This window comes from Campylobacter armoricus (genome assembly GCF_013372105.1).
GTDB classification, from domain to species: domain Bacteria; phylum Campylobacterota; class Campylobacteria; order Campylobacterales; family Campylobacteraceae; genus Campylobacter_D; species Campylobacter_D armoricus.
This window is the reverse complement of record NZ_CP053825.1, coordinates 395,182-422,181: the sequence shown is the minus strand read 5'-3', so window position 1 is coordinate 422,181 and position 27,000 is coordinate 395,182. Positions and strand designations below refer to the sequence as shown.

The 27,000-nt window shown below is 30.5% G+C and carries 21 protein-coding genes and 5 tRNA genes; 4 read left to right on the top strand and 22 right to left on the bottom strand.

Going from position 1 to position 27,000, the window contains the following annotated elements; translation table 11 throughout:
• Nucleotides 1–29: 29 nt before the first annotated feature.
• From rpoC to CARM_RS02115, 15 genes are all read right to left on the bottom strand, one after another.
• Nucleotides 30–4,583 carry a DNA-directed RNA polymerase subunit beta' gene (gene rpoC, locus CARM_RS02185; protein WP_139427102.1) on the bottom strand — a complete coding sequence of 1,518 codons (4,554 nt, stop codon included), beginning with the start codon at nt 4,581–4,583 and terminating at the stop codon, nt 30–32.
• Nucleotides 4,576–8,712 (bottom strand): DNA-directed RNA polymerase subunit beta, encoded by a 4,137-nt coding sequence (rpoB, locus tag CARM_RS02180; RefSeq protein ID WP_139427104.1) that lies wholly within the window; start codon nt 8,710–8,712, stop codon nt 4,576–4,578. The genes rpoC and rpoB overlap by 8 nt, the downstream gene beginning before the upstream one ends.
• Before the next feature lie 93 nt (nt 8,713–8,805).
• The gene (gene rplL, locus CARM_RS02175) at nt 8,806–9,186 is read right to left on the bottom strand and encodes a 50S ribosomal protein L7/L12 (RefSeq protein WP_139427106.1); all 381 of its coding nucleotides are present in this window, start codon (nt 9,184–9,186) and stop codon (nt 8,806–8,808) included.
• A 20-nt stretch (nt 9,187–9,206) separates the two neighbouring features.
• Complete coding sequence (gene rplJ / locus CARM_RS02170) at nt 9,207–9,686, bottom strand: 50S ribosomal protein L10 (RefSeq protein ID WP_139427108.1); 480 nt, start codon at nt 9,684–9,686, stop codon at nt 9,207–9,209.
• A 154-nt stretch (nt 9,687–9,840) separates the two neighbouring features.
• Nucleotides 9,841–10,542, bottom strand: a complete 702-nt coding sequence (gene rplA / locus CARM_RS02165) for a 50S ribosomal protein L1 (RefSeq protein ID WP_139427110.1) — start codon at nt 10,540–10,542, stop codon at nt 9,841–9,843.
• Nucleotides 10,543–10,606: 64 nt separating this feature from the next.
• Nucleotides 10,607–11,032: a 50S ribosomal protein L11 gene (rplK, locus tag CARM_RS02160; protein WP_039649450.1), complete on the bottom strand. Its 426-nt coding sequence runs from the start codon at nt 11,030–11,032 to the stop codon at nt 10,607–10,609.
• A gap of 28 nt (nt 11,033–11,060) precedes the next feature.
• A complete protein-coding gene (nusG, locus tag CARM_RS02155) occupies nt 11,061–11,594 on the bottom strand; it encodes a transcription termination/antitermination protein NusG (RefSeq protein WP_087684660.1) in 534 nt (177 codons plus the stop codon).
• A gap of 1 nt (nt 11,595) precedes the next feature.
• The gene (gene secE, locus CARM_RS02150; protein ID WP_039666709.1) at nt 11,596–11,778 is read right to left on the bottom strand and encodes a preprotein translocase subunit SecE; all 183 of its coding nucleotides are present in this window, start codon (nt 11,776–11,778) and stop codon (nt 11,596–11,598) included.
• Nucleotides 11,779–11,794: 16 nt separating this feature from the next.
• A tRNA-Trp gene (locus CARM_RS02145) sits at nt 11,795–11,870 on the bottom strand.
• Between the two features lie 22 nt (nt 11,871–11,892).
• Nucleotides 11,893–12,051, bottom strand: coding sequence for a 50S ribosomal protein L33 (gene rpmG / locus CARM_RS02140; RefSeq protein ID WP_139427112.1), 159 nt, complete (start codon nt 12,049–12,051; stop codon nt 11,893–11,895).
• A 39-nt stretch (nt 12,052–12,090) separates the two neighbouring features.
• Nucleotides 12,091–13,290, bottom strand: a complete 1,200-nt coding sequence (gene tuf / locus CARM_RS02135) for an elongation factor Tu (RefSeq protein ID WP_139427114.1) — start codon at nt 13,288–13,290, stop codon at nt 12,091–12,093.
• 65 nt (nt 13,291–13,355) lie between these two features.
• Nucleotides 13,356–13,430, bottom strand: a tRNA-Thr gene (locus tag CARM_RS02130).
• A 105-nt stretch (nt 13,431–13,535) separates the two neighbouring features.
• Nucleotides 13,536–13,612: transfer RNA gene (locus CARM_RS02125), tRNA-Gly, on the bottom strand.
• Nucleotides 13,613–13,619: 7 nt separating this feature from the next.
• Nucleotides 13,620–13,705 (bottom strand) — tRNA-Tyr (locus tag CARM_RS02120).
• A 48-nt stretch (nt 13,706–13,753) separates the two neighbouring features.
• Nucleotides 13,754–13,829: transfer RNA gene (locus CARM_RS02115), tRNA-Thr, on the bottom strand.
• Between the two features lie 92 nt (nt 13,830–13,921).
• On the opposite strand from CARM_RS02115, the gene CARM_RS02110 reads away from it, so the two are divergent.
• Nucleotides 13,922–14,662, top strand: coding sequence for a YaaA family protein (locus CARM_RS02110; protein WP_139493276.1), 741 nt, complete (start codon nt 13,922–13,924; stop codon nt 14,660–14,662).
• Between the two features lie 23 nt (nt 14,663–14,685).
• On the opposite strand, the gene CARM_RS02105 is transcribed toward CARM_RS02110, so the two are convergent.
• The 7 genes from CARM_RS02105 to mqnE form a co-directional block, all read right to left on the bottom strand.
• Nucleotides 14,686–15,915, bottom strand: a complete 1,230-nt coding sequence (locus CARM_RS02105; RefSeq protein ID WP_176300988.1) for a major outer membrane protein — start codon at nt 15,913–15,915, stop codon at nt 14,686–14,688.
• 284 nt (nt 15,916–16,199) lie between these two features.
• Nucleotides 16,200–16,940 (bottom strand): pilus assembly FimT family protein, encoded by a 741-nt coding sequence (locus CARM_RS02100; protein ID WP_139424661.1) that lies wholly within the window; start codon nt 16,938–16,940, stop codon nt 16,200–16,202.
• Nucleotides 16,937–18,094 (bottom strand): hypothetical protein, encoded by a 1,158-nt coding sequence (locus CARM_RS02095; protein ID WP_139424659.1) that lies wholly within the window; start codon nt 18,092–18,094, stop codon nt 16,937–16,939. Before CARM_RS02095 ends, CARM_RS02100 begins: the two co-directional genes overlap by 4 nt.
• Nucleotides 18,095–18,147: 53 nt before the next feature.
• Complete coding sequence (locus CARM_RS08490; protein WP_280525981.1) at nt 18,148–18,279, bottom strand: hypothetical protein; 132 nt, start codon at nt 18,277–18,279, stop codon at nt 18,148–18,150.
• Nucleotides 18,280–18,338: 59 nt separating this feature from the next.
• The gene (locus CARM_RS02090) at nt 18,339–18,779 is read right to left on the bottom strand and encodes a phosphoribosyltransferase (RefSeq protein WP_139424656.1); all 441 of its coding nucleotides are present in this window, start codon (nt 18,777–18,779) and stop codon (nt 18,339–18,341) included.
• A gap of 9 nt (nt 18,780–18,788) precedes the next feature.
• The gene (locus CARM_RS02085; protein ID WP_139424654.1) at nt 18,789–20,105 is read right to left on the bottom strand and encodes an NCS2 family permease; all 1,317 of its coding nucleotides are present in this window, start codon (nt 20,103–20,105) and stop codon (nt 18,789–18,791) included.
• Between the two features lie 8 nt (nt 20,106–20,113).
• On the bottom strand, nt 20,114–21,178 hold the full coding sequence (gene mqnE / locus CARM_RS02080; protein ID WP_139424652.1) for an aminofutalosine synthase MqnE: 1,065 nt from the start codon (nt 21,176–21,178) through the stop codon (nt 20,114–20,116).
• A gap of 116 nt (nt 21,179–21,294) precedes the next feature.
• On the opposite strand from mqnE, the gene CARM_RS02075 reads away from it, so the two are divergent.
• From CARM_RS02075 to fumC, 3 genes are all read left to right on the top strand, one after another.
• Nucleotides 21,295–23,649, top strand: a complete 2,355-nt coding sequence (locus tag CARM_RS02075; protein WP_139424650.1) for a nucleotidyltransferase — start codon at nt 21,295–21,297, stop codon at nt 23,647–23,649.
• Nucleotides 23,650–23,652: 3 nt separating this feature from the next.
• Nucleotides 23,653–25,452, top strand: coding sequence for a glutamine--fructose-6-phosphate transaminase (isomerizing) (gene glmS, locus CARM_RS02070; RefSeq protein ID WP_139424648.1), 1,800 nt, complete (start codon nt 23,653–23,655; stop codon nt 25,450–25,452).
• Between the two features lie 128 nt (nt 25,453–25,580).
• Nucleotides 25,581–26,972 (top strand): class II fumarate hydratase, encoded by a 1,392-nt coding sequence (fumC, locus tag CARM_RS02065; RefSeq protein ID WP_139424646.1) that lies wholly within the window; start codon nt 25,581–25,583, stop codon nt 26,970–26,972.
• Nucleotides 26,973–27,000 lie beyond the last annotated feature (28 nt).

Genomic DNA, 27,000 nt, shown 5'->3' with positions numbered 1-27,000 from the left:
AATCCCAGCAAAATTGCTAGGATTAAAAATCATTTTTGTTGTTTGAGTTTTAAATTTTGATCTCCATAAAGACCTGTACCAACAGGAATCATACGACCTAAAATTACATTTTCTTTTAAATCTTCAAGATAATCAAATTTACCAGCAATACTAGCTTCTGTTAAAACTTTCGTTGTTTCTTGGAATGAAGCAGCTGAAATCACACTATCACTTCCAATAGCTGCTCTTGTAACCCCAAGCAATACAGGCTCAGCCACAGCAGGTTCACCACCATATCTTAAAATTCTTTCATTTTCTTCTCTGAATTTTCTTCTTGAAACCAAATCACCCACAATGAAATTAGTATGACCACTATCAACAATTTTTACTTGTCTTAGCATTTGTGATACGATGATTTCAATATGTTTATCAGAAATCACAACGCCTTGACCACGATAAACTTGCTGAATTTCAGAGATAAGATAATAATGTAATGCTTTTTCACCTAAAATTCTAAGAACATCATGACTTGAAATAACTCCATCAGTTAATTTTTCACCTGCGTGGATAAATTCTCCATCTCTTACTTGAATGCGTTTTGATTTATCAATCAAATACTCTGCACTACTTCCATCTTCAGCTTGAATGATAATTCTTTCTTTTGATCTTAAAGGCTTATCAAATCTCACAACTCCATCAATTTCCGCTACAACAGCAGTATTTTTTGGTTTTCTTGCCTCAAATAGTTCAGATACCCTTGGAAGACCACCTGTGATATCTTTTGATTTTGTAGCAGCTTTTGGAGTTTTAGCTAAAATATCTGCTTGCTTAACTTTATCGCCATCATTTACATATACAACGGTTTTTGGCTCCAATTGATAACGCACTATTTTATCTTTATCACCCATAACTAATATAGCAGGACGAACACCACTTGGTAAATACTCATTAATCACTAAAGATCTTTTTCCAGTTGCTTCATCAATTTGTTCATCAGCACTATAACCTGACTCAATATCTTCAAAACTAACAACTCCTGCTACTTCTGCTATCACTGTGTTATTGTATGCATCCCATTCAGCAATAATCGTTTTATCTTCTTTACTTGATTTAGCAATAATAGTTTTAGAATTATCTATAAAAGCACTATCATCAAATTCAATTACAGAATCTCTTGGTATATAATGTCTTTTTGCTTCTCTATCATTTTCATCAGCAATTACAACAAACACACCTTTTTCTTTAACTATATCACCTTTTTTTAGATTTCTAATTCTGTCTAAACCATCACCCTTAAGCATATAAAATTTAAGTGTTCCTTTAGCACCTGCAACAATATCTTGAGTAATTGGATCTCCATCTTTTACTAGCAATTCACTTGCATAAGGAATACGATTTGGTATATTCCAGCCTTCTTTAATCACTTCTACAATGCTTTCATTTTCAGCTACTTCGCTTCCATCATTATAAGGAATATACAATTTACCTTCTATATTACCACTTACACCAGCAAGTTCATTTGCTTTTGCTAAGTCATATTTTCTTAGTATAAATTTAGCTTCATTATTTTTAGATTTAACACTTACAACTACATCTTCATAAGCGTATTCTATATGAATTACTCCTTTAAATGGTGCTTTGATCTTTGGTTCAACAAGTAAAATAGCTGCATTACGATGATTTGCAACGATAGTTTTGCCTTGTCTATCTTTATATGTGTTAAGATTATAAAATCTTACAAAACCTTCCTTGTGTGCTACAACTTGACGATCTTGCAAATCTGTACTTGCAGTACCACCACTATGGAAAGTTCTAAGCGTAAGTTGGGTACCTGGCTCACCAATTGATTGAGCTGAAATTATACCTACAGCTTCACCTGGTTTAACTAATTTACCTTCTCCCAAGTTAATTCCGTAACATTTAGAACATACGCCTTTTTTGGCTTTACAAGTAATAGGAGTTCTAATGCTTACACTCTTTATACCACTTTCAACTATAATCCTAGCTTTTTCCTCATCTATTAAAGTTCCTTCTGAAAATAAAATTTCATTGGTAATAGAATCAATAATATTTTCAGCTAATACTCTTCCTAAAATTCTCTCTTCTAAAGTTTCAATTACAACACCATCTGCTGTAATTTCATTGATTTCGACACCTTCATGTGAACCACAATCATCCATAGTTACTTTAACATTTTGAGCAACATCAATAAGCTTTCTTGTTAAATAACCAGCATTTGCTGTTTTTAAAGCAGTATCTGCTAAACCTTTTCTAGCACCATGAGTAGAGATGAAATATTCAAGAACATTAAGTCCTTCACGGAAATTTGAAATAATAGGTGTTTCTATAATAGAACCATCAGGTTTAGCCATAAGACCTCTCATAGCAGCAAGCTGTGAAATTTGAGCAGCAGAACCTCTAGCACCAGAATCAGCCATCATATAAATAGAGTTGAATCCTTCTTTATCTTTTTTGATTAAATCCATCATATCTTTTGATAAAACATTATTAGTGCTTTTCCAAATGTCAATAATCTTATTATACCTTTCACCTGAAGTGATCAGACCTAAATTGTATGAATTTTGAATTTCCCTTACTTGTTTTTTAGCCTCATCAATACTTTTTTGTTTTTGTTTTGGCACGATTATATCTGCTATTGATATTGAAATACCTGCTTTTGTAGCATATTCAAAACCAAGATCTTTAAGTTTATCTAAAAAGCTAGCACTAACCTCTAATCCCCCTACTTTATAAACATAATCAACCAAAGCAGCTATATCTTTTTTCTTCATTACTTTGTTCCACATATTTTCTGGAACAAAATCAGGCAAGATAGATTTAATAATCAATCTACCAGCAGTTGTAGTAACTTTTCTACCATCAACAACACTCTTAATGCTTGCATGTATATCTAAAGATTTAGCTTCTAAAGCAATCATAACCTCTTCTATACCAGTACAAATTTTATGCTCACCCTTAGCACCATCTTTTTCCAAAGATAAATAATAAATTCCTAAAACCATATCTTGAGATGGAACTGTTACTGATCTACCACTAGCAGGCAATAATATATTCATAGAAGAAAGCATCAATACTTTGCATTCAGCTATTGCTTCTTGCGATAAAGGAACATGCACAGCCATTTGATCCCCGTCAAAGTCAGCATTAAATGCCGCACATACTAATGGATGAAGCTGAATTGCTTTACCCTCTACAAGCACTGGATGGAAAGCTTGAATAGAAAGTTTATGCAAGGTTGGTGCACGGTTAAGCATTACAGGATGACCTTTAACCACCTCTTCTAAACACTCCCAAACTTCATTGGTTTTGTTTTCTATCATTTTTTTAGCTTGTTTTACAGTAGTTGCATAACCTTTTTCTTCAAGCTTTGCTAACAAATGTGGCTTAAATAATTCCAAAGCCATTTTCTTAGGCAAACCACATTGATCCATTCTAAGCTTTGGTCCCACAACTATAACACTACGACCTGAAAAATCCACTCTTTTCCCAAGTAAGTTTTGTCTAAAACGACCTTGCTTACCTTTAATAATCTCACTTAAAGATTTTAATGGACGCTTGTTTGCACCTTTTACAGCATTTGCTCTTCTACCATTATCAAATAAAGCATCAACAGCTTCTTGAAGCATTCTTTTTTCATTTCTAATAATAATCTCAGGTGCATCAAGTTCCATAAGTCTTTTCAAACGCGTATTTCTATTGATAACTCTTCTATACAAATCATTTACATCAGAAACTGCAAATTTGCCACCATCTAATGCTACCAAAGGTCTTAAATCAGGTGGTAACACAGGTAAATTTGTAATCATCATCCATTCAGGACGATTTGGAACCACTTCATCACTATTTGTGTTGGTATTCAAATTACTATTCAAGAAATTTTCAACAACTTTTAATCTTTTAATAATAGTTTTTTTCTTAGCTTCTGAATTAGTTGCCGCTATGTCTTCTTTTAGTTGATTTAAAAGCTCTACAAGATCTAAATTTGCTAATAAATCTCTAACAACTTCACCACCCATTCTTGCTTTAAAACCACTGCTTTCATAGCGTTGCATTAAATTTAAATACTGCTCTTCATTCAGCACATCACAAAATTCAACTTTTTTTGTGTTTTCATTGTCATAATATGCATCACCTGGAGTTTCTACTATATATGCTTCATAATATAGTACGCGCTCTAAATCTTTCATCTTTACACCAAGTAAAGTTCCTATACGACTTGGTAATGAATTTACATACCAAATATGAGCAACTGGAGTAACTAGCTCAATATGACCCATTCTTGAACGGCGTACTTTAGAACTAGTAACTTCAACTCCACATTTCTCACACTTAATACCCTTAAAACGCATTTTCTTATATTTTCCACAAAGACACTCATAATCTCTTACTGGTCCAAAAATTTTAGCACAAAAAAGTCCATCTCTTTCGGGCTTTAAAGTTCTATAATTAATAGTTTCAGGTTTTTTTACTTCACCATAAGACCATGATTTAATTTTTTCTGGAGATGCTAGTCTTAATTGAAAAGCTTCAAAGTCTCTAGGTCTGCCATCTTCTTTTATTTCGATAGGTTTAAATTTACTCATTATTTTCATCCTTATCAAAAATCTCAACATCTAAAGCAAGAGATTTCAATTCATTTGTAAGTACAAAGAATGTTTCTGGAATACCTGTTGCTGGAACATTCTCACCTTTTGTCAAAGCTTTATAAGCACTAAATCTACCCTCAACATCATCAGATTTTATTGTTAGCATTTCTCTTAAAGTATGTGCAGCACCATAAGCTTCTAAAGCCCAAACTTCCATCTCACCAAACCTTTGCCCTCCAAATAATGCTTTTCCACCAACTGGTTGTTGCGTTACAAGACTATAAGGTCCAGTACTTCTTGCATGAACTTTTTCATCTACTAAGTGGTGTAATTTAAGCATATACATACATCCAACATGGACACGTTCTGCCATTTTTTCACCAGTTCTTCCATCATAAAGCTCACTTTTACCATCCATGGAAATTTTCGCCATCTCAAAAAGCTTACTAAATTCTTCAACTGTTACACCCTCAAAAACAGGAGTTGCAAATTTTACACCCTTGGCCCAATCTCTAGCATAAGTAATTAATTGTTCATCGCTAAGAGTTTGTATAAATTTTTTCTCAATTTTAAGTCTAGACACATCACAAATCTCAAGAATTTTTTCACGCAATTCTTTTACAAAGTCTTTTTGCTTTCTATCAAATATTTCTTGGATTTGATCTCCTAACCTCATACCTACTATACCCAAGTGACTCTCAAGAATTTGACCTATATTCATACGGCTTGGAACCCCCAAAGGATTCAAAGCTATGTCAATAGGTCTACCATCTGGTAAATATGGCATATCAACTTCTGGAACAATATTAGATACTATACCTTTGTTACCATGGCGCCCAGCCATTTTATCACCAACTTTTAATTTTCTTTTTGTTGCAATATATACTTTTACAAGCTTCACTACTCCACTTGGTAAAATATCATCTTTTTCTAAAATTTCTAATTTTTCATCATGTTCTGTTTTAAGTTTTTTCTTCTCATTTTGGAAGTGATTTTTTAAATCATCATATACTTTTTGCACATCTTTAGAATAAGCTTTAATTAAAGAATTTAAAGCAAAACGATTAATTTTCTCAAGCTCTTTAATATCTACTTTTGCACCTTTTTTGTATTTTTTACCATTTATTTCTTCATCTGAATTTAAAGCGGACTTAGAAAGCAAAGAACATACTCTTAAGGTTTCTTCTCTATCCATCATTAAAAGTCTATCATGATGTTCTTTTTCCAAATTTAATTTTTCTTCATCATAGGCTTTCACTGCACGTGCATCTTTTTCATAACCTTTTTTAGTAAAGATTTTTACATCTACAACAACACCTTCTAATGAGGCGGTTGCATACAATGATTTATTTACAACATGTCCTGCTTTTTCTCCAAAAATAGCCCTTAAGAGCCTTTCTTCTGGAGTTGGTTTCACTTCACCCTTTGGTGAAACTTTGCCTACTAAAATCATACCAGGCTTTATATGAGTTCCTATTTTAGCAATACCACTTTCATCAAGATGTGCCAAATCTTCTTCTTTAACATTTGGAATATCTTTTGTAATTTCTTCCACACCGTCTTTAAGCTCTCTAGCTTCAACTTCTTTTTCATATATATGAACGCTAGTAAAAGTATCTTCGCGTAAAATTTTCTCACTAATTACAATAGCATCCTCATAGTTATATCCATGCCAAGGCATAAAAGCAATTAGCGCATTTTTACCGATAGCAAGCTCGCCTTGATCCATACTTGGACCATCAGCGACAATCTGTCCAGCTTGAACAAATTCACCTTTTTTAACAATAGGATGTTGAATAAAAGTCGTATTTTGATTTGTTCTTAGATTTTTTTCCATTTTATAATGATCAATAAATGGACCATTTTCATCTTCACCTAGTATAAAAATATTTTTATTATCAACTTTTTCGACTATACCAGATCTTTTGACCTTAATAGCTTCCCAAGCATCTCGAGCAACTATTTTTTCCATACCTGTTCCAACAATTGGAGCTTGGGTTGTTAAAAGCGGTACTGCTTGACGTTGCATATTAGAACCCATTAATGCTCTGTTTGCATCATCATGTTCTAAAAATGGAATTAAAGAAGCGGCAACACCTACTATCATACCAGAGCAAAGATCTATCAAATGCACCTCTTCTCTTCTAGCTAAAATTGTTTCTCCATCTTGTCTTGCTTCAACAAATTCTTCTACAATATTACCTTTATCATCTATTTTTGTTGATGCTGCTGCAATAACTAAACCTTCTTCCTGAGTAGCAGTTAAATATACAATTTCATTACTAACTTTACCATTTTCAACTTTTTTATAAGGTGCTTCAACAAAACCTAAATCATTTACTTTAGCATATGTTGAAAGAGTATTAATCAATCCGATATTTTGCCCTTCTGGAGTTTCAACAGGGCAAATTCTTCCATAATGTGTTGCATGAACATCACGCACTTCAAAACCCGCTCTTTCTTTTACTAAGCCACCTTCACCAAGAGCTGACAAACGACGCTTATGAGTAACCTCACTTAATGGATTGGTTTGATCCATAAATTGAGATAATTGACCACCTGTAAAAAATTCCATAATAGTTACAGTGATTGTTTTAGGATTGATTAAATCATAAGGCATAACTTTATCAATATCAGCATTTAAAGCTGTAAATTTATCTCTAATAGATTTTTGCATTTTAGCTAAACCTATATGAAGCTCATTTGCTAAAAGTTCGCCAATAGATCTTATACGACGATTACCCAAATGATCTCTATCATCAATATGACCTCTACCATTTTTTACTTTAATAAGGTATTTTGCGGTTTTTACTATATCTTCATTAGTTAAAACTGTGACATACTCAGGCGTATCTAAACCTAATTTATGATTCATTTTCATACGACCAACTTTGGTTAGATCATACCTTTCTGGATTAAAAAATAGATCATTTACAAATGCTCTAGCTGCATCTTTTACAACAGGCTCTCCCGGTCTCATCACTTTATATATTCTAATTGCTGCTAAATCATTTTCATCATCTATATTTTCAGTTTGTTTCAATAATTTTAAAGTTTCATTATCTTGAATAAACGAATTAATAATAGCAGCATCAACGCCATTTGCCAAATCATTAGCAATATCAAATTGTTTCTCTTCATCCTTTATTTTAGCTATTTTTGCATCATCTAAAAGTGTTAATGAATCAAATAAAACTTCTCCAGTTTCTTTATTAATAATTGGATTTGCTAAATATCTATTTGTTAAAATTTCAACTGGATATTCAACCCATTTAATACCATCTTTTACAAGTTGTTCAGCTTTTTTCCTAGTCATTCTTTTACCAGCTTGATGAATAACATTTCCTTTTTCATCTTTTAAGTCATATTCGACTCTATCTAAAAAATCATTTGGATTAAATTGGGTTAAAAATTTATCTTTTTTTATATGGATAGTTTGTATAGGGTAAAATAATTTTATAATATCTTGTTTTTTATAGCCAAGTGCTCTAAATAATATTGTAATAGGAATTTTTCTTCTTTTGTTTATACGCACATAAAGAACATCTTTAGCATCATATTCAAAATAAAGCCAAGATCCTCTATCTGGTATAATTTGAGCTGTATATACTAATTTATTAGCAACGGTAGTACTTTCTTCTTCTTTAAAAATAACACCCGGGCTTCTATGAAGTTGATTAACAACAACTCTTTCTACACCATTAATTATAAAAGAAATTCTATCTGTCATTAAAGGAATTTCTCTAATATAAATTTCTTGCTCTTTGATATCTTTTATACCGATTTTTTCACCAGTTTTCTCATCTTTTTCGTGCAAAGTAAGACGAATTTTCATCTTTAAATTCACTGAATAAGTCAGTCCTCTTTCCATACACTCTCTAATAGTATATTTAGGTTTACCTACTTCGCTACTTACATATTCTAAACTTAATCTATTTTGCGGATCATGAATTGGAAAAATAGATTTAAATACTTTTTCAATTCCACTTTCTGAATTTTTCTCATCAATGTTTAAAAAATAATCAAAACTCTTTTTTTGTAATTGTAATAAATTTGGAATGTCTATTTGTTGTGGAACATTCGAGAAGTCTATTCTTAAACGATTTCCTGATTTTGAATTTAACATATTATTATACCCCATGGTAAAAGTATTGAAAGAAAGAATCCTAATTAAAGGAAAACAAGAAAGGATTTAAATCCTTTCTTTTAAAACAAAAAATTATTTAAGCTCAACCTTAGCACCAGCTTCTTCAAGTTGTTTCTTAGCCTCTTCAGCTTCTGCCTTACTAACACCTTCTTTAAGAACTGATGGAGTTTGCTCAACTGCATCTTTTGCTTCTTTTAGTCCAAGACCGGTTAAAGCACGAACAACTTTAATCACATTGATTTTTTTATCACCACCATCTTGTAATACAATATCAAACTCGGTTTTTTCTTCAGCAGCACCGCCAGCAGCACCGCCAGCAACAGCAGTACCTGCAACCATAACCGGAGCAGCAGAAACGCCAAATTTTTCTTCAAATTCTTTTACTAGCTCTGAAAGCTCAAGAACACTTAAGTTAGAAATAAATTCTAATACATCTTCTTTAGTAATTGCCATAATTTATCCTTTTTATTTTTTTATTCAGCTTCTTTTTTTTCTTTTAATGCATTTAATCCAATTGTAAAATTGGTAATTGGTGCATTCCAAACTTGCAAAAGCATAGCAAGTAATTCATTGCGAGAAGGCATTTTAGCTAAAGCTTTAACTTTATCCACTGAAGCAATTTCACCTTCAATAAATGCCGTTTTAATTTCAAACGCTTGATTTGCTTCACTAAATTTATCAGCAACTTTTGAAACATTTAGCTGGTCTTCACCCCAAAGATAAATATTAGTATCTTTAAGTTCCATTCCATCTTTACCGGCATTTTTAAGAGCAATACTTGCTAAAGTGTTTTTTATAATTTGAACTTTAACATCCATTTCTCTTGCATTATTTCTTAACTCTTCAAGTTTTTTAGTATTTAAACCTTTATAGTTACAAACTATAACAGCTTCACTAACTTTAAAATTTTCTTCAAGTTTAGAAACAAGTTCAATCTTTTGGCTTTTTGTCATCTTTACTCCTTTCCGACCGGCGATTTCAAGCAGAGTAGAAAATCTAATTAAGTCCTGAGACCTCGGCTATCTCCAATCTAAGATAAAAATTAGATAAAATAAAAGTCATTATCTTATCTAATTTTTATTAATGAGAGTAAAACTCTCATTAATTTTATTTTGTGTCAAGTAATTCTTGAGTATCAAGAGAAAGAGAAGGGCTCATAGTTAAAGAAATACTAGCATTTTTAATATATCTTCCTTTTGCAGCAGCTGGTTTATGCTTATTAATTGCTTTAACAAAAGCTGTTATATTTTCTTTTAGTTGTTCTTGAGTAAAACTAACTTTACCCAAACCTGCATGGATATTTCCTTGTTTATCTACACGGAAATTCACTTGTCCATTTTTGGCATTATTTACAGCCTGTGCAATATCCATAGTTACCGTTCCAGTTTTTGGGTTTGGCATTAAACCTTTAGGACCTAAAATACGACCTACTTTACCAACTAAGCCCATTAAATTTGGAGTAGCTATTAACACATCAAAATTCATATTTCCTTTTTGAATTTCCTCTATCAAATCATCACTACCAACTATATCAGCACCAGCATTTTTAGCTTCATCGGCTTTAGCATCTTTAGCTATAACAGCAACTCTAACTTTTTTACCTGTACCGGCAGGTAAAACAACACTACCTCTTACCATTTGATCAGCATGTCTTGGATCAACATTTAATTTTAATGCAATTTCCACTGTTTCATCAAATTTAGCAGAAGCAAGGGTTTTAACTGTATTTATTGCTTCATCCATTAAATAATTTTTATTTGAATCTATTTTTTTTAATAATTCTGTAAATCTTTTAGTATTTTTAGACATTAATTTTCTCCGCATTTTATATTAAAGTGCTACCGCCTTTTTAAACTCTTGGCGGTAAAGAGTATTAATCTACGATTTCTACACCCATAGAACGAGCAGAACCCATAATAATCTTAGCAGCTTGCTCTCTATCTTTTGTATTCATATCTGCAATTTTTTTATCAACAATTTCAAGAACTTGAGCCTTAGTTAATTTACCAACTTTATTTTTAAGAGGATTATCAGTTCCCTTAGAAATACCTGCAGCCTTTTTAATTAAATCAGTTGCTGGTGGTTGTTTTGTAATAAAAGTAAAGCTTTTATCTGCATAAACAGTGATAACAACTGGAATATTAAAACCGGCCATATCTTTTGTTCTTTCATTAAACGCTTTACAAAATTCCATAATATTAACACCTTGTTGACCTAGAGCAGGACCAACTGGAGGTGATGGATTAGCCTTAGTAGCAGCTATTTGTAATTTTATTTCACCTACGACTTTTTTAGCCATAACCTTTCTCCTTTACTTACTATAAAAATCAAACTATTTTTTCAACCTGAGAGTATAAAATCTCAACTGGAGTTGATCTACCAAATATTGAAACATTTAGCTTTAAAACCCCTCTAACCATGTCGTACTCTTCTACAATACCAACAAAGTTTGCGAAAGGACCTTCAGTTATTCTAACACTCTCTTCTTTATCAAACGAAATTTTAGGTTTAGGTGCTGCTTTATTTTTCACCTTTTCTAAAATAAGATTGATATCTTTTTCACTTAATGGGGTCGGCTTTTTACTTTCCCCTATAAAACGCCCAACTTTTGGCAAAGACTGAATTTTGTGCCAAAGCTCTGTTGATAAGTCAATATTAGCAAATACATAACCTGAATATAGACTTCTTTCGCTTATTTTTTCTTTACCATTTTTAAATTCAATCACATCTTCAGTTGGAACAATCACTTCTAATAATTGTTCTTGAATTCCATGATCTCTAACTAAATTTTCTATGGCTCTTTTTACAGCCATTTCACTACCAGCATAAGTCTGAATTGCATACCATTTATGATTCATCATTTTATCCTATAATTTTAGATAACGAAAATGACATAATCAAATCAACTAATGCTAAAAATAATGAAACAACAGCAACAACTACAAAAACTGTAATATAAGCATTTCTAACTTGCTCTTTTAAAGGCCAAATCACTTTTCCTAATTCAGCTTTTGATAATTTAAAATAAGTTATTAGTTTTTCCATATTTTACCTTATTTTGTGGCAGGGCAAGAGGGATTCGAACCCCCAACCATCGGATTTGGAATCCGGCGCTCTACCATTGGAGCTATTGCCCTAGGGGCTTTTTATATAAAAGCCTTAACTTTTTAATTTAACTTCTTTATGAATTGTGTGTTTTTTTAATCTTGGACAATATTTTCTTAATTCTAATTTTTCAGTTGTATTTTTACTATTTTTAAAAGTGCTATAATTTATATCACCGCACTCTTCACATTTTAAACCAACTTTTATTCTCATTTTTATTCCTTAAAAAGCGAGATAAAATCTCGCTTATAATTATTTAATAATTTTAGAAACAACACCCGAACCAACGGTACGACCACCTTCACGGATAGCAAAACGAGTACCTTCTTCAAGTGCAACTGGAGCAATTAGACTTACAGTAATTCTAACATTTTCACCTGGCATAACCATTTCAACACCTTCTGCAAGTTGAATAGAACCAGTAACATCTGTTGTTCTTACATAAAATTGCGGTCTATAGTTATTAAAGAATGGAGTATGGCGACCACCTTCATCTTTATTTAAAATATAAACTTCAGCTTCAAAATCAGTGTGAGGAGTGATTGATTTTGGTTTAGCCAAAACCATACCACGAAGAACATCTTCTTTTTTAGTACCACGCAAAAGAACACCTACATTATCACCAGCTTCACCTTGATCCATTTCTTTTCTAAACATTTCAACACCAGTTACTGTAGTGCTTTGAGTATCTCTAATACCAACTATTTCAATAGTATCACCAACTTTTACAACACCTTTTTCAATTCTACCAGTAACAACTGTACCACGACCTGAAATTGAAAATACATCTTCAATAGGCATTAAGAAATCTTTATCTGTATCACGAGTTGGAGTTGGAATATACTCATCAACTGCCGCCATAAGATCTAGTATTTTTTTAGACCATTCACCATCTTGACCAGCTTTTGCTTCTTCAAGAGCTTGTAAAGCAGAACCTGAAATAATTGGAGTATCATCTCCTGGAAAATCATATGAGCTTAATAATTCTCTAATTTCCATTTCAACTAATTCTAACAACTCTGCATCATCAACCATATCAGCTTTATTCATAAAAACAACAATATATGGTACACCTACTTGACGAGAAAGTAAAATATGCTCTCTAGTTTGTGGCATTGGACCATCTGCAGCAGAAACAACAAGGATAGCACCATCCATTTGAGCAGCACCAGTAATCATATTTTTAACATAGTCTGCGTGTCCTGGACAATCAACATGAGCATAGTGACGATTTTCTGTTTCATACTCAATGTGAGATGTAGCAATAGTAATACCACGCTCTTTTTCTTCAGGAGCATTATCGATATTATCATAATCTTTTAATTCAGCCAATCCTCTTCTTGAAAGAACAGCAGAAATTGCAGCTGTTAAAGTAGTTTTACCATGATCAACGTGACCAATTGTACCAATATTTACGTGAGGCTTATTACGTGAAAATTTTTCTTTAGCCATCTTTTTCCTCCATATAAAATTTACATACAAATACTAATTTATGTTTTATAATCTTTTGAAATCAATGGAGCTCATAGCGGGACTTGAACCCGCGACCTCTCCCTTACCAAGGGAGTGCTCTACCTCTGAGCCATACGAGCGCTCAGAAAAATTAAAAACATAAATAACAAAAATTTTGGATATTTGAAACTGCTAGAAATTCTAAATACAAAACAGCTCCCAGTTTCACTCTACCAAAATAAGGTTGGAGCGGGAAACGGGACTCGAACCCGCGACCCTCAGCTTGGAAGGCTGATGCTCTAGCCAACTGAGCTACTCCCGCAAAGCAATGGTGGTGAGTCGTGGATTCGAACCACGGAAGGCGAAAGCCAGCAGATTTACAGTCTGCCCTCGTTGGCCACTTGAGTAACTCACCATGAATAAAAAATGCTTTTTATTTCTGGTCAAACACTGCTATTAACAATGGAGCTGGTTAAGGGACTTGAACCCCCGACCTGCTGCTTACAAGGCAGCTGCTCTACCAACTGAGCTAAACCAGCAAAAAATAAAGTTGAATTATAATAAAATTTTAAAATAATGTCAAGGATTTTAAATTATTTTGTATAATTTTTTAAAAATTAAAAGGAAAAATATGATAATTTTATTCTCACCAAGTGAAAGTAAAAACAAAACTAATACTCAAAAACCAATAAATAAAAATTCTTTCATTTTTGAGCATATGTTTTATGTAAGAATGGAAGCTTTAAAGAAATATCAAAATTTTGTTAATACTCGTAATACACAAGAGCTTGGAAAATTCTTTGGAGTAAAAGACTTAAATGAAATTAATGAGTTAAGTCAAGATTTATCTAAAAAAAATACTATAAAAGCTATTGAAAGATATAGTGGTGTTGCATTTGAATATCTAAACTATCCTAGTTTAAATTCATTAGAAAAAAAATATATAGATAATAATGTCATAATTTTCTCAAATTTATTTGGTCCAATACTAGCAAAAGATTTAATTCCTTATTATAAATTCAAACAAGGTGAAAAAATAGAAAATTTTAATATAGAAAAATTTTACAAAGAGAAATTTTCAAAAGAACTTGATGATTTATTAGAAAATGAATTAATAATAGATCTTAGAGCTAAATTTTATGAAAAATTTTATACCATAAAAAAACCTTTTTTAACTTTTGCATTTTTAAAAAATTCTAAATCTTTAAGTCATTTTGCAAAAGCATATAGAGGCAAGATATTAAGAGTGTTAGCAAATAAAAATATACATAACAAAGAAGCTTTACTTGAAAACTTACCTGATGAATTAAAAATCAAAGAAATTAAAATACAAGGATTAAAAGAAGAGATAATTTTAGATATAGTAAGCTAAGCCTTTTGGCTTAGCTTTTATAATTAGAATTTGTATAGAGCTTCAAGTCTGATGAATTGATCGTCAGCATCATCTATATTTTTAGTATTGAAATCTTCGGTTAAGTAAGAATAGAAACCACTAAATGTAAGTTTTGGACTATAAGCATAAGACACACTTGCTACATATTCGTTTTTATCTATATCATAACCAACTTGCTCAGATTTACCACCTATATAATCAAATCCTACTCTTACAGTTTCAGCAAAAGTATAACCTAAACCTGCAAAATAGAAGAAGTTTTCACCTACATCACCTCTTAAATCACTACCAGTAGAATAGAAAATTTGCTCACCTGGAGCGATTACTTGACCTTTATCTTCTAATACAACTAAGCTAGCTTTATCTTTTTCACCATAACCAACTATACCTGCTTTAAAATCAAATGCTGAAATTTGACCTTGTAATTGAGCAGCATAGAAATTACCATTGTCAAGACCTAATTTTTCTTTATCGCTATCTAGGCTATTTCCTAAGTATTGACCTTGGATTTTGAAATTAGCTACATCATTAAAGCTGAATTTATAGCTAGCATCTATTGCATATAAGAATGCCCAATTATTTGAATAAGCAGCCCATAATTGGAAAGCAAATGGATCAAAATCACCTAATACAGCAGCGCCATATAATGAAGCATCAGCTATACCTAAACCAGTAAAATCACCATCATCTGTAACATTAAAACTATCAAACCAGTAACCTGCAAAAGTTAAACCTTCGATAGAGTTGTTAATGATTTTAGCTCCTGTACCGATAGCATCATCAGTCCAAATTGAACCAACTTCCATTTTACCGAAAGTTACACTTGTAGCATAAGCTTCGTTAGTGTATTCTAAGTATGCTTGCTCAACATCAAAGCTTTGAGCTGTGTTAGTTTCAGCTTTAGCACTTGGACTATTAAAACCTAACTCGCCTGTATTGTCATATTGGAATTGAACAAAAGCTTTGAAATTATCATCTAAAGCTGCTTTGAAGTTTAATTGAGATTTAAATCTGTGTCTGTTTTCTTTATCACCATTGTAACCATTTTGAACACCTGCAGTAAAACCACTGTAAGGTTTTGCACCAGCATCTAATCTATCAGATTCAAATCTGTATCTAAACATTCCTGATACATCAACATCTTTTATAGCTTCTTCAAGTGAAACAGCATTTGCTGCTGAAAAAGCACCTGCAGCTAAAGCTGCTACTAAACTAAGTTTAACTAGTTTCATGAGAATTCTCCTTATTAAAATTAAAACTATGGCTTGTATTATAGCATAGTTTTATATAAGAAATCTTAAAGTAAATAAATATTGATTAAAAAAGTTTATTGATGGATTTTAAATATATAAAGCAAAGAGTATAAAATTTTAATTGCGTATATTTTAAACTCTGTAAATATCTTTAAAGATCTAGTTTGAAACTAGATCTTTAAAAACTAAGGAGTTATCTATGAATGTTTGCTTTTACAATTGTAATTATGCTCTTTGATAGTTAATGTTTGGAAACTAAATAATTATAAATTTTCACAATACATGGTTTTATTATTTAAAACAATTAATTGTTTATTTGATGGTGTAAATTTTGGAATAAAAGCATAAGAACTTATAGGATCTACAACAATACATATATGTTTATTGTTTTTATTGGATAATTTTATTATGCAATTATTCAAAGGATTTGATAATTTATCATAAACTCTTGAAGAATTCTTTAATGGAGTATATAAACGCCCATAATCATCAAATATTAAACGAGTACCTCCTTTGCATGAGCCTTCAAATGATACCTCATTAATTCCATAAGTTTTTTCTATATTATATCTAGGATTTGTTTTAAAATCATTTTGATTTATTACCCCACTTTGCCCTGAATTCATCAAAATATTTGGATTTATCAAATCAACTGCTATTTCCCTGTCTTTATTGATTAGATTTTTTCCTATATTTGCATTACCATCTCCATTTTTATCTAAGAAAATTGTATATGTTTGTTCATTGTTGGTTGCAGATTTTGAGCGTATAAAATATATTTGCCATTTAGCTTTAAACCATTCTCTTTTTGCGACATTAAATTCTCTTGCTCTAAAGTCATTTTGCATCATTGCTAAATGTCTAGTGTATTTAATATCACTTAAAATTTGCTCTGCACCCAATCTTAGATAATCTGGTTTAAAATAAAAATATCCAATAGAAAATAAAATTGAAAGTATTATACAAACGAAAACTAATTCTATAAGCGTGAAAGATTTCTTCATTTTAAATTAAAATATATCTTATGCTTACCCAACTTCACATATAAATCACCAGGTTTTTGCATAAATACAAGCTTTATTTTGCCTTTAGAAATTCCATAAAATTGTAATCTTAAAGCCAAACTATCATCATTAAGGGTAATAGAATTGATATTTTGTTCTTTTAACTTCATAGCTAAATCTTTTGCAATATGATAATCATATGCAAAATGCTTTTTAGGATCTTTTAATATATAATAAAAACTATGATTAAAAATTATTCCAATATAAAAAATAGCTAAAAAAATCAAAGAACACTCTATAAATACTTTATGTTTTAAGCGAAGTTCAGGAACTCTTGAGCGATAAGAAGACATCAAATAACGAATTAAAAGCGGGGTACAAACCACACAAAAAGGTAAAAAGTCTTCTAAAAAAAGCCTTTGTCTAATAGAAAATATCAGACAAAACATAAAAGTGGTAGCACTGATAAACCATAACAATGGCTTGTCATTTTGCAAAAGAATTCTATAAACAACATAAAAAAAATAAAGAAAAATTAACGGAGAAAAACAAGCTGCAAAAATTCCTATGGTATCTAAAAAATATCCTTTAGGTTTGCCACTTGCGTCAAAACCATAAATACTCATAGAGATACCAAACAAAACCAAAGAAACTCCCATAAGTATTTTATCTTTTTTATAAACCCCATAGAAGAAAAAAGATAAATATAAAATCGCAAAATTTTTATCTATAAAAAGAACCAAAATAAACAAAATATAAAATAAAAAAAATTTCTTATATTCAAACAATACTAAAATCAAAAGCGTTAAAAAGATTACAATACTTGATTCATTTATAAGTAAGGCACTAGCAACACTACCCGGTAATAATATAAATAAAATTACAGATACAAAAGCATCAAAAGAAGTTTTAGTGTATTTTAATGCTAGAATATAAAGTAAAATACAACTTAAAGAATGAAGTAAAATAAACAGAATTCTTAAACCAAAGTCATTTTGACCAAAAAGAGCGGTGCCAAATCTAGCGATCATAGCAATTAAGCTATGATCGTAAAAATAAATTTGTGCTTCATTGTAACTTATAGATAAAGTACTAACACCATATAATAAAGCACAAAAATCAAAAAATAAAACAGCTAGCAAATACCTTTTCATTTTTAATTAGTCAAGTTTTACAGGCCCATTGCTTGCGTGAGATTGTAAAAATCTTAAAATTCTATTTTTTCTGCACAAGTATCATAAAATTTAGTTCCCTCACTTGCAGCCATTAAAGGATTAACCGAAGCAATAGCTGAAGTAGCAACAAGTCCTTTTAAAAACTTTCTTCTTGTCAGTCTCATAAGTCCTTTCCTTTCAAAATAAAATACAAATTATCATTATAGTATTTTTTTTGAAAAGATTAAATTTTTATACTCCAAAAAAATTCAATCCACTCTTTAGCTTCTTTTATATAAAACTCAGGGATTAATAATGCTGAAGGTTTATAAAAAACACTTGCTACTTTGAGCTCTAAATGAGGATATTTTTCCATTAAAACTCTTTTGATTTCTATCATAGTTTCACCACTATCTATAATATCATCTACCAAAAGAATTTTTTTATATGAACTTAAATCGGGAATGTTAAAAATTTTAATCGTATCTAATTTTTGAGTATCCTCATAATGAATGGAATTTAAAGAAAATAAATTTCTATTTCCCATACCTTCTGCCAAAAAATGCCCCAAAGTCATACCACCTCTTGCAATGGCAAGTAATACATCAGGATTAAATTCTTCCTTAATTTTGCGTGTAAAAGGAATAATTTCTTTTTGAAATTCTTCATAAGTATAATAATACATAATCACTTCCTATAAAAATTGTAATAAAAACACCAGCAATGAAATTGCACTTAAAACAATAATACCAAGATTGATTTTATCAAATTCTTTTTGCATAATACGCATAAATAAATATGTGATAAATCCGAAAGCAAAACCTGTAGTAATAGAATAAGTTAGTGGCATCATAATGATAATAAAAAACGCACTTACTGCTATAGCTTTATCTTTAAAATTAATATTTGCAACTTCCATGAACATTAAAACACCAACAAGCACCAAAATAGGATAGATAGAATTTGCAGGAATAGCTTTAAATACCGGCAATAAAAACAAAGTAAAAACAAAACATATAGCAGTAACCAAGGCTGTAAGACCTGTTCTACCACCTGCTTCTACCCCTGCTGAACTTTCTACAAAAGCAGTCACAGTAGAAGTACCAACAACCGCCCCCATAGCTGAACTTACCGCATCTGCACCTAGGGTTTTACCTAGCTTTTTTTCTCCTTGTTCTGGATCATCAAAAATTTTTCCTCTTGAACCTACACCTGTGATTGTACCTACACTATCAAAAAGTTGAGTTACAAAAAAAGTCAAAACTATAGGTATCATACTAAGCTCTAATGCACCTTTAATATCAAGCTTACCAAATATAGCACTTAAACCATTATCTCCACTAATAACTGGTAAAGATAAAAGTTGTTCAGGAAACTTAGCTCCATCAATACCAAAAATCCAAGCACATAAAGCACTCACAAAAACAGCTAAAATAAAAGCCGCTTTAACCTTCCAAGCCCAAAAAACAAAAACCAAAAATAACCCAAACAAGCCAAAAAGCACTTTAGTGTTTGAAAAATCACCCAAACCCACTAAAGTTGCTTCACTTTTGGTAATAACCCCCATTTGCACAAGCCCCATAAAGGCTATAAAGGTTCCAATACCTGCTGATATGGCTTTTCTTAAATCATTAGGTATGCTTTTTATAACCCAAATTCTAAAATTAGTAAAAGATAATAAAGTAAAAACAATACCTGATAAAAACACAGCTCCTAAAGCACTTTGCCAAGGAATTTGATAGGTATAGCACACACTAAAAGTAAAATACGCATTTAAACCCATACCCACACTCATAGCTACTGGAGTATTTGAAAAAAAGGCATTAAAAGTAGTAGCTATAATAGTTACTAAAGCTGTTGCAACAATTAAAGCTTCTAGTGGCATACCTGAATTACTCATAATATTTGCATTAACTGGTATAATATAAATCATTGCTAAAAAAGTAGCAACACCTGCATAAATTTCAGTTTTTACATCACTATTATGCTCTTTAAGTTTAAAAAAATCCATTTTTATCCTTAATAAGTTTTTAATTCATTATACAAACTATCGCGTTCCACAGCAATGTAACCTGAACTTTTAATCATCTCTATAAAAGTTTTTAAACTCAAGCCATTTGAACTTTTTGCGCCACCTGCACTTTGTATGCTTTCTTTTTCTATAGTACCATCTAAATCATTTGCACCAAAATCTTGAGCTACCATAGCTAAATTTATACCCATAGTTGCCCAATAAGCTTTGATATTTTTAATATTATCAAGCACTATCCTTGCAATAGCCAAGGTTTTTAAAATTTCTACCGAACCAAGTGGTTTTTTACCTATAATAAAACTATTATCTTGTTGCCAAACCAAAGGGATGAAAGCATTAAACCCACCGGTTTGATCTTGAAGATTTCTTAATCTTATCATATGATTAATTCTATTTTCTCTGCTTTCTATATGCCCAAAAAGCATTGTGGCGTTACTTTGTCTACCTTTTTCATGCCAAAGCTTATGAATTTTTAACCAATTTTCACTACTTACTTTACCATGGCAAATTTTTTTTCTAACTTCCTCATCGAAAATTTCAGCTCCACCACCTGGCATAGAATCCACACCATATTCAAGCATTTTTTCTATAACTTCTTCATAACTCATATCAAAAGCTCTACTTAAAAAATCAACCTCAGCAGCAGTTAAAGCCTTAATGTGTAAAAATGGATATTTTTCTTTAATCATTTTAAAAATTTCTAAATACCACTGCCATGATGTGTTTTTATTGTGTGCTGAGACAATGTGAATTTCTTTAGTGTCCCTTTGAACCGTTTCATCAACTATTTTCATAATCTCTTTGTGCGACATAGTGTAAGGATTAGGATTTTTCCTATGTGCTGAAAAAGCACAAAATTTACAAGTATCTGCACAAATATTAGTAGGATTTATATGACGATTGATATTAAAATAAACCTTTTTGTCATGCAAATTTAAGCGGACTTTTTGTGCATATTTAGCTAAAGTAAAAAGTTCTAAATCCCAAAGCTTATTTGCCTCTTCTTCGTTTAACCTTTCTTGTTTTTCTAGTTTTTCTATAATTGCTTGCATATTCTTACCATTTTTGAAATTTAAAGTATAATTATAATTTCAACTTACTTAAAATTTAATACAAAGTATTTTTTGGTATGATATTAAAAACTTAAAATAAGGAATTATTTTCAATTATGAATATGCAAAAAATTCAGAAACTAAAAAATTCTTTAAAAGATTATGAATCATATAGTTCTAGACTTTTTTTAAAACAAGGCTCTTTTAGCTTTTATCACTCTAAAGAAATTGATCATTTTATAGAAGATATTTATGAACTTATTCTAAATGATTTTTTTGATGATTTTTATCCACATAATGATAAAATACCATTTTGTGTAATAGCTATAAAACAATATGCCAAAATGAATTTAAGTATAAAAGAAAATATAGATTTGTTATTGATATATAAAGATATTAAAGCTTATAATATAAAACCTTTAATGAAAGCATTTATCACTTCTTTAAATGATATTAATTTAAGCATCAACTACCAAATTTGTGAAATAAATGGATTATACAATATAGCCAAAAACGAATTAAAGCAAAATATACTACAAAATAGATATATTTGTGGTTCAAAAATTTTATTTAAACAAGTTAAAGAAAAAATCAATCAAGCCCAAGAAGAATTTAAGGATGATTTTGCTTTAAAAATTTTACAAAATTTTAATCCTTTTTATCAACCTTTAATCTATCAAGAATTTAATATAAACAAGAATTTTGGTGGCTTAGACGAGCAATTAGAATTAGAGAATTTAAATATCTTATTTAAAGATTCTCCTAAAAACTATATGCTCTCTTTTATTGACGAAAAAGAATTAAGCGAATTTAAGCTTTCTAGTGATTTTTTGTTTTCGCTTAAATGTGCAATGAATCTTTTAGAAAACAAAAATACTGACTTATTTTTGATACAAAATTCACAAGAATTAGCGAATTTAATGCAAAGAAAAGAAAAGAAAAATTTAGATCTTAAATCCATACTCACTCAAAAAGCAATGCAATGCATACAAACTTGTGGATTTTATACGCATTTTTTAGCAAGGTGTATTCAAGAAAAACACTATAAAGAGCAAGTAGTATTTCAAAATACTGAAAATAATTTTATTTACTCAAAAAACGAGAAAGATTTAAAAATCATCTTAAATGATCTTTTAAATTTAAAAGATCAAGATTATAATTTTGATATTCGTTTAGTTTTTACCTTAAAAAGAGTAAAAAATAATAATGAAAATCTAGAGTTATTTAGAAATATATTAAAAAGAAAACATTCATATAGCATCTTAAAACTTTTATCTGATGCAAATGTTTTAAAAGATTTTTGTAAGCCACTTATCCAAAGCAAATTTTTACTTGAAGAAGAAGGATGTTATAGTGCATTGGATAGAGCTTTGCTTTGTTTAAGATATTTTGAAGAAGGTGAGCATAATTTTGATGAAAATATGACTTTGATTTTAAAATTAACGATACTTTTAAGTGCAATTCGTGAAGAAAATGAAATTTCTTTAGCAAATATTTATAGAGCCTATGTGGGAAAATTTCAAATTAACATTAATTTACAAGATCTTGGATTAAGATTACTTAAAAATTTCAATACATTTAAAGACATTATAGAAAAAGAAGATATTTACAACTCTACTATAGTTTTAAATTTCATCTCTAAACTAAATGATATAAAAACCTTAAAAATTTTACATATCTTATCTTTTTATAATGCCAAAGCATTAAATATCACAAATCATTTTTACTACAAAAGTCTTGAAAGGCTATTTCAAAATGCGTTAGAAGGCTTTGAAGATGAAAATTTGATTGATGAGGGGCAAAGAAGAGTTAAAAAAGAACAGACTTTAAAAAGAAGTAAAGCTTTTTTAGAGCTTGATGAACAAACACAAAATAATATAATTCATATTAAATCTAATTTATTTTTTATAAAAAATAGCTTTGAAAAAATCATTAAGATAATACAAATTGCCCAAAAAGAAAATTTTATTTTTTGGCTTGATAATCAAGATAATTTCACTCTAGAACTTATAATGAATAGAAAAAATAATCTTGAAAACATACTTAATACTTTAAGTTCTTTAAATTTAGTCTTTATGAGTTTTTTTGAACTATTTGAAGAAAAGGTTTATCTTAAATTTGAATATTCAGATATAGTTAGTGATAATCAAAAACAAAGTTTAGAAAATTTACTCAATTCTAAACTGCACTTAAAGGTACAAAAAAAAGCAAAAAAACCAAACATTAAAAAAGATGAACTAAAATTAGATATGAATTATTCCAAAAATTATGCCAAAATAACTTTAAACACCAAAGATCAAAAAGGTTTAATGGCTTATGTAATGGATGTGCTTGTAAGATATGATATTATTTTAAGTGCAGCAAAAATTCAAACTATAAAAGAAAGAACAAGAAATGTTTTGATTTTGCATAAAAACAAAAGCTTGCAAGATCATAAAGATCAAATTCTTAAATCACTAATAAGCGAGTAAAAAATGTGTGGAATAGTAGGATATATAGGAACCAAGGAAAAGAAAAAAATCATACTAGATGGTTTAAAAGAACTTGAGTATAGAGGTTATGATAGTGCTGGCATAGCTGTAATGAAGGACGGGGAGCTTGATTTTTTCAAAGCTGTTGGAAAGTTAGAAAATTTAGCAAACAAAACTATTAATTTTACTAGTGATGGTTTTGGACTTGCTATAGGACACACACGCTGGGCTACACATGGAAAACCGACTGAAATCAATGCTCATCCTCACCTAGGACAATATTCTTGCGTAATACATAATGGAATTATAGAAAATTATCAAGAATTAAAAACAAAACTTATCAAAGAAGGCATTAATTTTCTAAGTCAAACCGATACTGAAGTTATTGTGCATTTATTTGAATACTATGCGAGTAATTTAGAGCCATTTGAAGCTTTTAAAAAGACTATAGCTGAGCTAAAAGGTGCTTTTGCAATCTTACTTGTAAGTAAAAAAGATCCAAATACTATTTATTTTGCTAAAAATGCAGTGCCACTTATCATTGGAAAAAACGGCGATGAAAATGAATACTATTTTGCATCAAGCGATGCGCCTTTAGTTTCCTTGGTTGATAGAGTGGCTTATCTTGAAGATGGAGATTATGGATATGTTAATTTAAACGAATGCAAAATTTGCCATGATCAAGCTTGCATCCAACCTACTTTTGTAACTCTAAGTCAAGATAAAAGTTATGCTCAAAAAGATGGCTATAGATTTTTCATGGAAAAAGAAATTTATGAGCAAAGTAGAGTTTTAGGCGAAGTTTTAATGGGACGCTTGCAAGGTGAGCAAATAGTTTTTGAAAACATAGATGAATCACTTTTACAAAATATTGATGAAATAACACTTTGTGCTTGCGGTACAAGCTATCATGCAGCATTAAGTGGAGCTTATTTGCTTGAAAGACTTGCTAAAATTAAAACTAAAGTTGAAGTAGCTAGTGAATTTAGATATAGAGAAGCCATTATAGGTAAAAACACTCTTTTTGTGGTAATTTCACAAAGTGGAGAAACAGCTGACACGCTAGAAGCTTTAAAAATAGCAAAAGCACAAGGAATTAAAACTTTAGCAATATGCAATGTAGATAATTCTAACATCGTGCGTTTGGCTGATATATCATTACTTACTAGAGCAGGAATTGAAAAAGGCGTAGCTTCAACTAAAGCTTTTGCTACCCAAGTAGCGACTTTATGGATGCTTGCAATTTACCTTGCACAAAAAGCAAATTTAGATATGAATAAAGAAATTAAAGCTCTAAGAAGCTTACCAAGTATAGTTAAAGTTGAGCAGAGCTTACATGAAAAGGTTCATAGAATTTCAAAAAGATATCTACATGGTCATGGCTTTTTCTTCATAGGTAGAGATGTATTTTATCCATTAGCTTTAGAAGGAGCCTTAAAACTCAAAGAAATTTCATATTTACATGCTGAAGGATATCCAGCGGGCGAAATGAAACATGGACCTATAGCTTTGGCAGATAGTGAGCTTTTTACTGTCGCATTGATACCGAAAAATTGCCTTTATGAAAAAACAAAATCAAATGTAGAAGAATTAGCTGCAAGAGATTCTACCTTGCTTGCTATCTCTCCACTTGATTTTGATTTAAGTGATGATTTTATTAAAACTTCTAATCAAGAACATTATATGTGTGAATTTTTTGAAATGATGGTGATTTTACAACTTCTAGCCTTAGAAGTATCTATAAGACTTGGTAATGATGTGGATATGCCAAGAAATCTAGCAAAAAGTGTTACTGTAGAATAATATTTTGTGTAGTTTTGAAAAAACTACACTTTTTTAAAAAATTTTATAAATATTTTTTAAATTATAAGCAAACTTTAGGGTTTATTTGGTTTAAATATCAATATCTTATTTTATTACAAGGAAAAGCCATGGAATATAGAATCGAACACGATACTATGGGAGAGATTAAAGTTCCTAATGATAAATATTGGGGTGCACAAACGCAAAGAAGTTTTGAAAATTTTAAAATTAGTTGCGAAAAAATGCCAAAAGTTTTAATTTATGCTTTTGCAAATCTTAAAAAATCTTTGGCTTTAGTAAATAACAAACTTGGCAAATTAGACGATGCTAAAAAAGATGCTATCGTACAAGCTTGCGATGAAATTATAGCAGGAAAATTTGACGATAACTTCCCACTGGCTATATGGCAAACAGGATCAGGCACACAAAGCAATATGAATATGAATGAAGTTATAGCAAATCGTGCTACAGAAATCATGGGTGGAGATTTTAGAAAAGAAAAACTCGTCCATCCAAACGATCATGTTAATATGAGCCAAAGTTCAAATGATACTTTCCCAACTGCTATGAGTATAGTTTCAGTAGAGCAGGTAGAAAAAAAACTTATCCCTGCTTTAGATGATCTTATTGCAACTTTTGAAAAGAAAGTAAAAGAATTTGATGGAATTATTAAAATAGGAAGAACCCACCTTCAAGATGCTACACCACTTACCTTAGCACAAGAATTTAGCGGATATCTTTCTATGTTGCTTCACTCAAAAGAACAAATCATAGCTTCATTACCTACACTAAGAGAACTTGCAATAGGTGGAACAGCTGTTGGTACAGGATTAAACGCTCATCCAGAACTTAGTGAAAAAGTAAGCGAAGAATTAAGCAAACTAATAGGCACTAAATTTATTTCAAGTCCAAATAAATTTCATGCACTAACAAGTCATGATGCAATTAATTTTACCCATGGGGCTATGAAAGGTTTGGCCGCAAATTTAATGAAAATAGCAAATGATATTAGATGGCTAGCAAGTGGTCCTAGATGTGGTCTTGGAGAGTTAAACATACCTGAGAATGAACCAGGAAGTTCTATCATGCCAGGCAAGGTTAATCCTACTCAGTGTGAAGCTTTAACTATGGTTGCAGTACAAGTTATGGGAAATGATGCAACTATTGGTTTTGCAGCAAGTCAAGGAAATTTTGAACTTAATGTATTTAAACCTGTAATTATTTATAATTTCTTACAAAGTCTTGATTTATTAGCCGATGCCATGCATTCATTTAATATCCATTGTGCTGTTGGTATAGAACCAAATAAAGAAAAAATTGATTTTAACCTACATAATTCTTTAATGCTAGTAACTGCATTAAATCCACATATTGGCTATGAAAATGCAGCTAAAGTAGCAAAAAATGCTCACAAAAAAGGTATTTCTTTAAAAGAAAGTGCTATGGAGCTTGGCTTAGTAAGCGAAGAGGATTTTGCTAAATTTGTAGATCCTACAAAAATGATAGGACCAAAAAAATAAACAAAAGACTAGGATTATCCTAGTCTTT

What these genes read in the sequence shown, in the direction of transcription:
- rpoC (WP_139427102.1), bottom strand. Translation starts at nt 4,583, where the DNA reads ATGAGTAAATTTAAACCTATCGAAATAAAAGAAGATGGCAGACCTAGA.
- rpoB (WP_139427104.1), bottom strand. Translation starts at nt 8,712, where the DNA reads ATGTTAAATTCAAAATCAGGAAATCGTTTAAGAATAGACTTCTCGAAT.
- rplL (WP_139427106.1), bottom strand. Translation starts at nt 9,186, where the DNA reads ATGGCAATTACTAAAGAAGATGTATTAGAATTTATTTCTAACTTAAGT.
- rplJ (WP_139427108.1), bottom strand. Translation starts at nt 9,686, where the DNA reads ATGACAAAAAGCCAAAAGATTGAACTTGTTTCTAAACTTGAAGAAAAT.
- rplA (WP_139427110.1), bottom strand. Translation starts at nt 10,542, where the DNA reads ATGTCTAAAAATACTAAAAGATTTACAGAATTATTAAAAAAAATAGAT.
- rplK (WP_039649450.1), bottom strand. Translation starts at nt 11,032, where the DNA reads ATGGCTAAAAAAGTCGTAGGTGAAATAAAATTACAAATAGCTGCTACT.
- nusG (WP_087684660.1), bottom strand. Translation starts at nt 11,594, where the DNA reads ATGATGAATCATAAATGGTATGCAATTCAGACTTATGCTGGTAGTGAA.
- secE (WP_039666709.1), bottom strand. Translation starts at nt 11,778, where the DNA reads ATGGAAAAACTAATAACTTATTTTAAATTATCAAAAGCTGAATTAGGA.
- rpmG (WP_139427112.1), bottom strand. Translation starts at nt 12,051, where the DNA reads ATGAGAATAAAAGTTGGTTTAAAATGTGAAGAGTGCGGTGATATAAAT.
- tuf (WP_139427114.1), bottom strand. Translation starts at nt 13,290, where the DNA reads ATGGCTAAAGAAAAATTTTCACGTAATAAGCCTCACGTAAATATTGGT.
- CARM_RS02110 (WP_139493276.1), top strand. Translation starts at nt 13,922, where the DNA reads ATGATAATTTTATTCTCACCAAGTGAAAGTAAAAACAAAACTAATACT.
- CARM_RS02105 (WP_176300988.1), bottom strand. Translation starts at nt 15,915, where the DNA reads ATGAAACTAGTTAAACTTAGTTTAGTAGCAGCTTTAGCTGCAGGTGCT.
- CARM_RS02100 (WP_139424661.1), bottom strand. Translation starts at nt 16,940, where the DNA reads ATGAAGAAATCTTTCACGCTTATAGAATTAGTTTTCGTTTGTATAATA.
- CARM_RS02095 (WP_139424659.1), bottom strand. Translation starts at nt 18,094, where the DNA reads ATGAAAAGGTATTTGCTAGCTGTTTTATTTTTTGATTTTTGTGCTTTA.
- CARM_RS08490 (WP_280525981.1), bottom strand. Translation starts at nt 18,279, where the DNA reads ATGAGACTGACAAGAAGAAAGTTTTTAAAAGGACTTGTTGCTACTTCA.
- CARM_RS02090 (WP_139424656.1), bottom strand. Translation starts at nt 18,779, where the DNA reads ATGTATTATTATACTTATGAAGAATTTCAAAAAGAAATTATTCCTTTT.
- CARM_RS02085 (WP_139424654.1), bottom strand. Translation starts at nt 20,105, where the DNA reads ATGGATTTTTTTAAACTTAAAGAGCATAATAGTGATGTAAAAACTGAA.
- mqnE (WP_139424652.1), bottom strand. Translation starts at nt 21,178, where the DNA reads ATGCAAGCAATTATAGAAAAACTAGAAAAACAAGAAAGGTTAAACGAA.
- CARM_RS02075 (WP_139424650.1), top strand. Translation starts at nt 21,295, where the DNA reads ATGAATATGCAAAAAATTCAGAAACTAAAAAATTCTTTAAAAGATTAT.
- glmS (WP_139424648.1), top strand. Translation starts at nt 23,653, where the DNA reads ATGTGTGGAATAGTAGGATATATAGGAACCAAGGAAAAGAAAAAAATC.
- fumC (WP_139424646.1), top strand. Translation starts at nt 25,581, where the DNA reads ATGGAATATAGAATCGAACACGATACTATGGGAGAGATTAAAGTTCCT.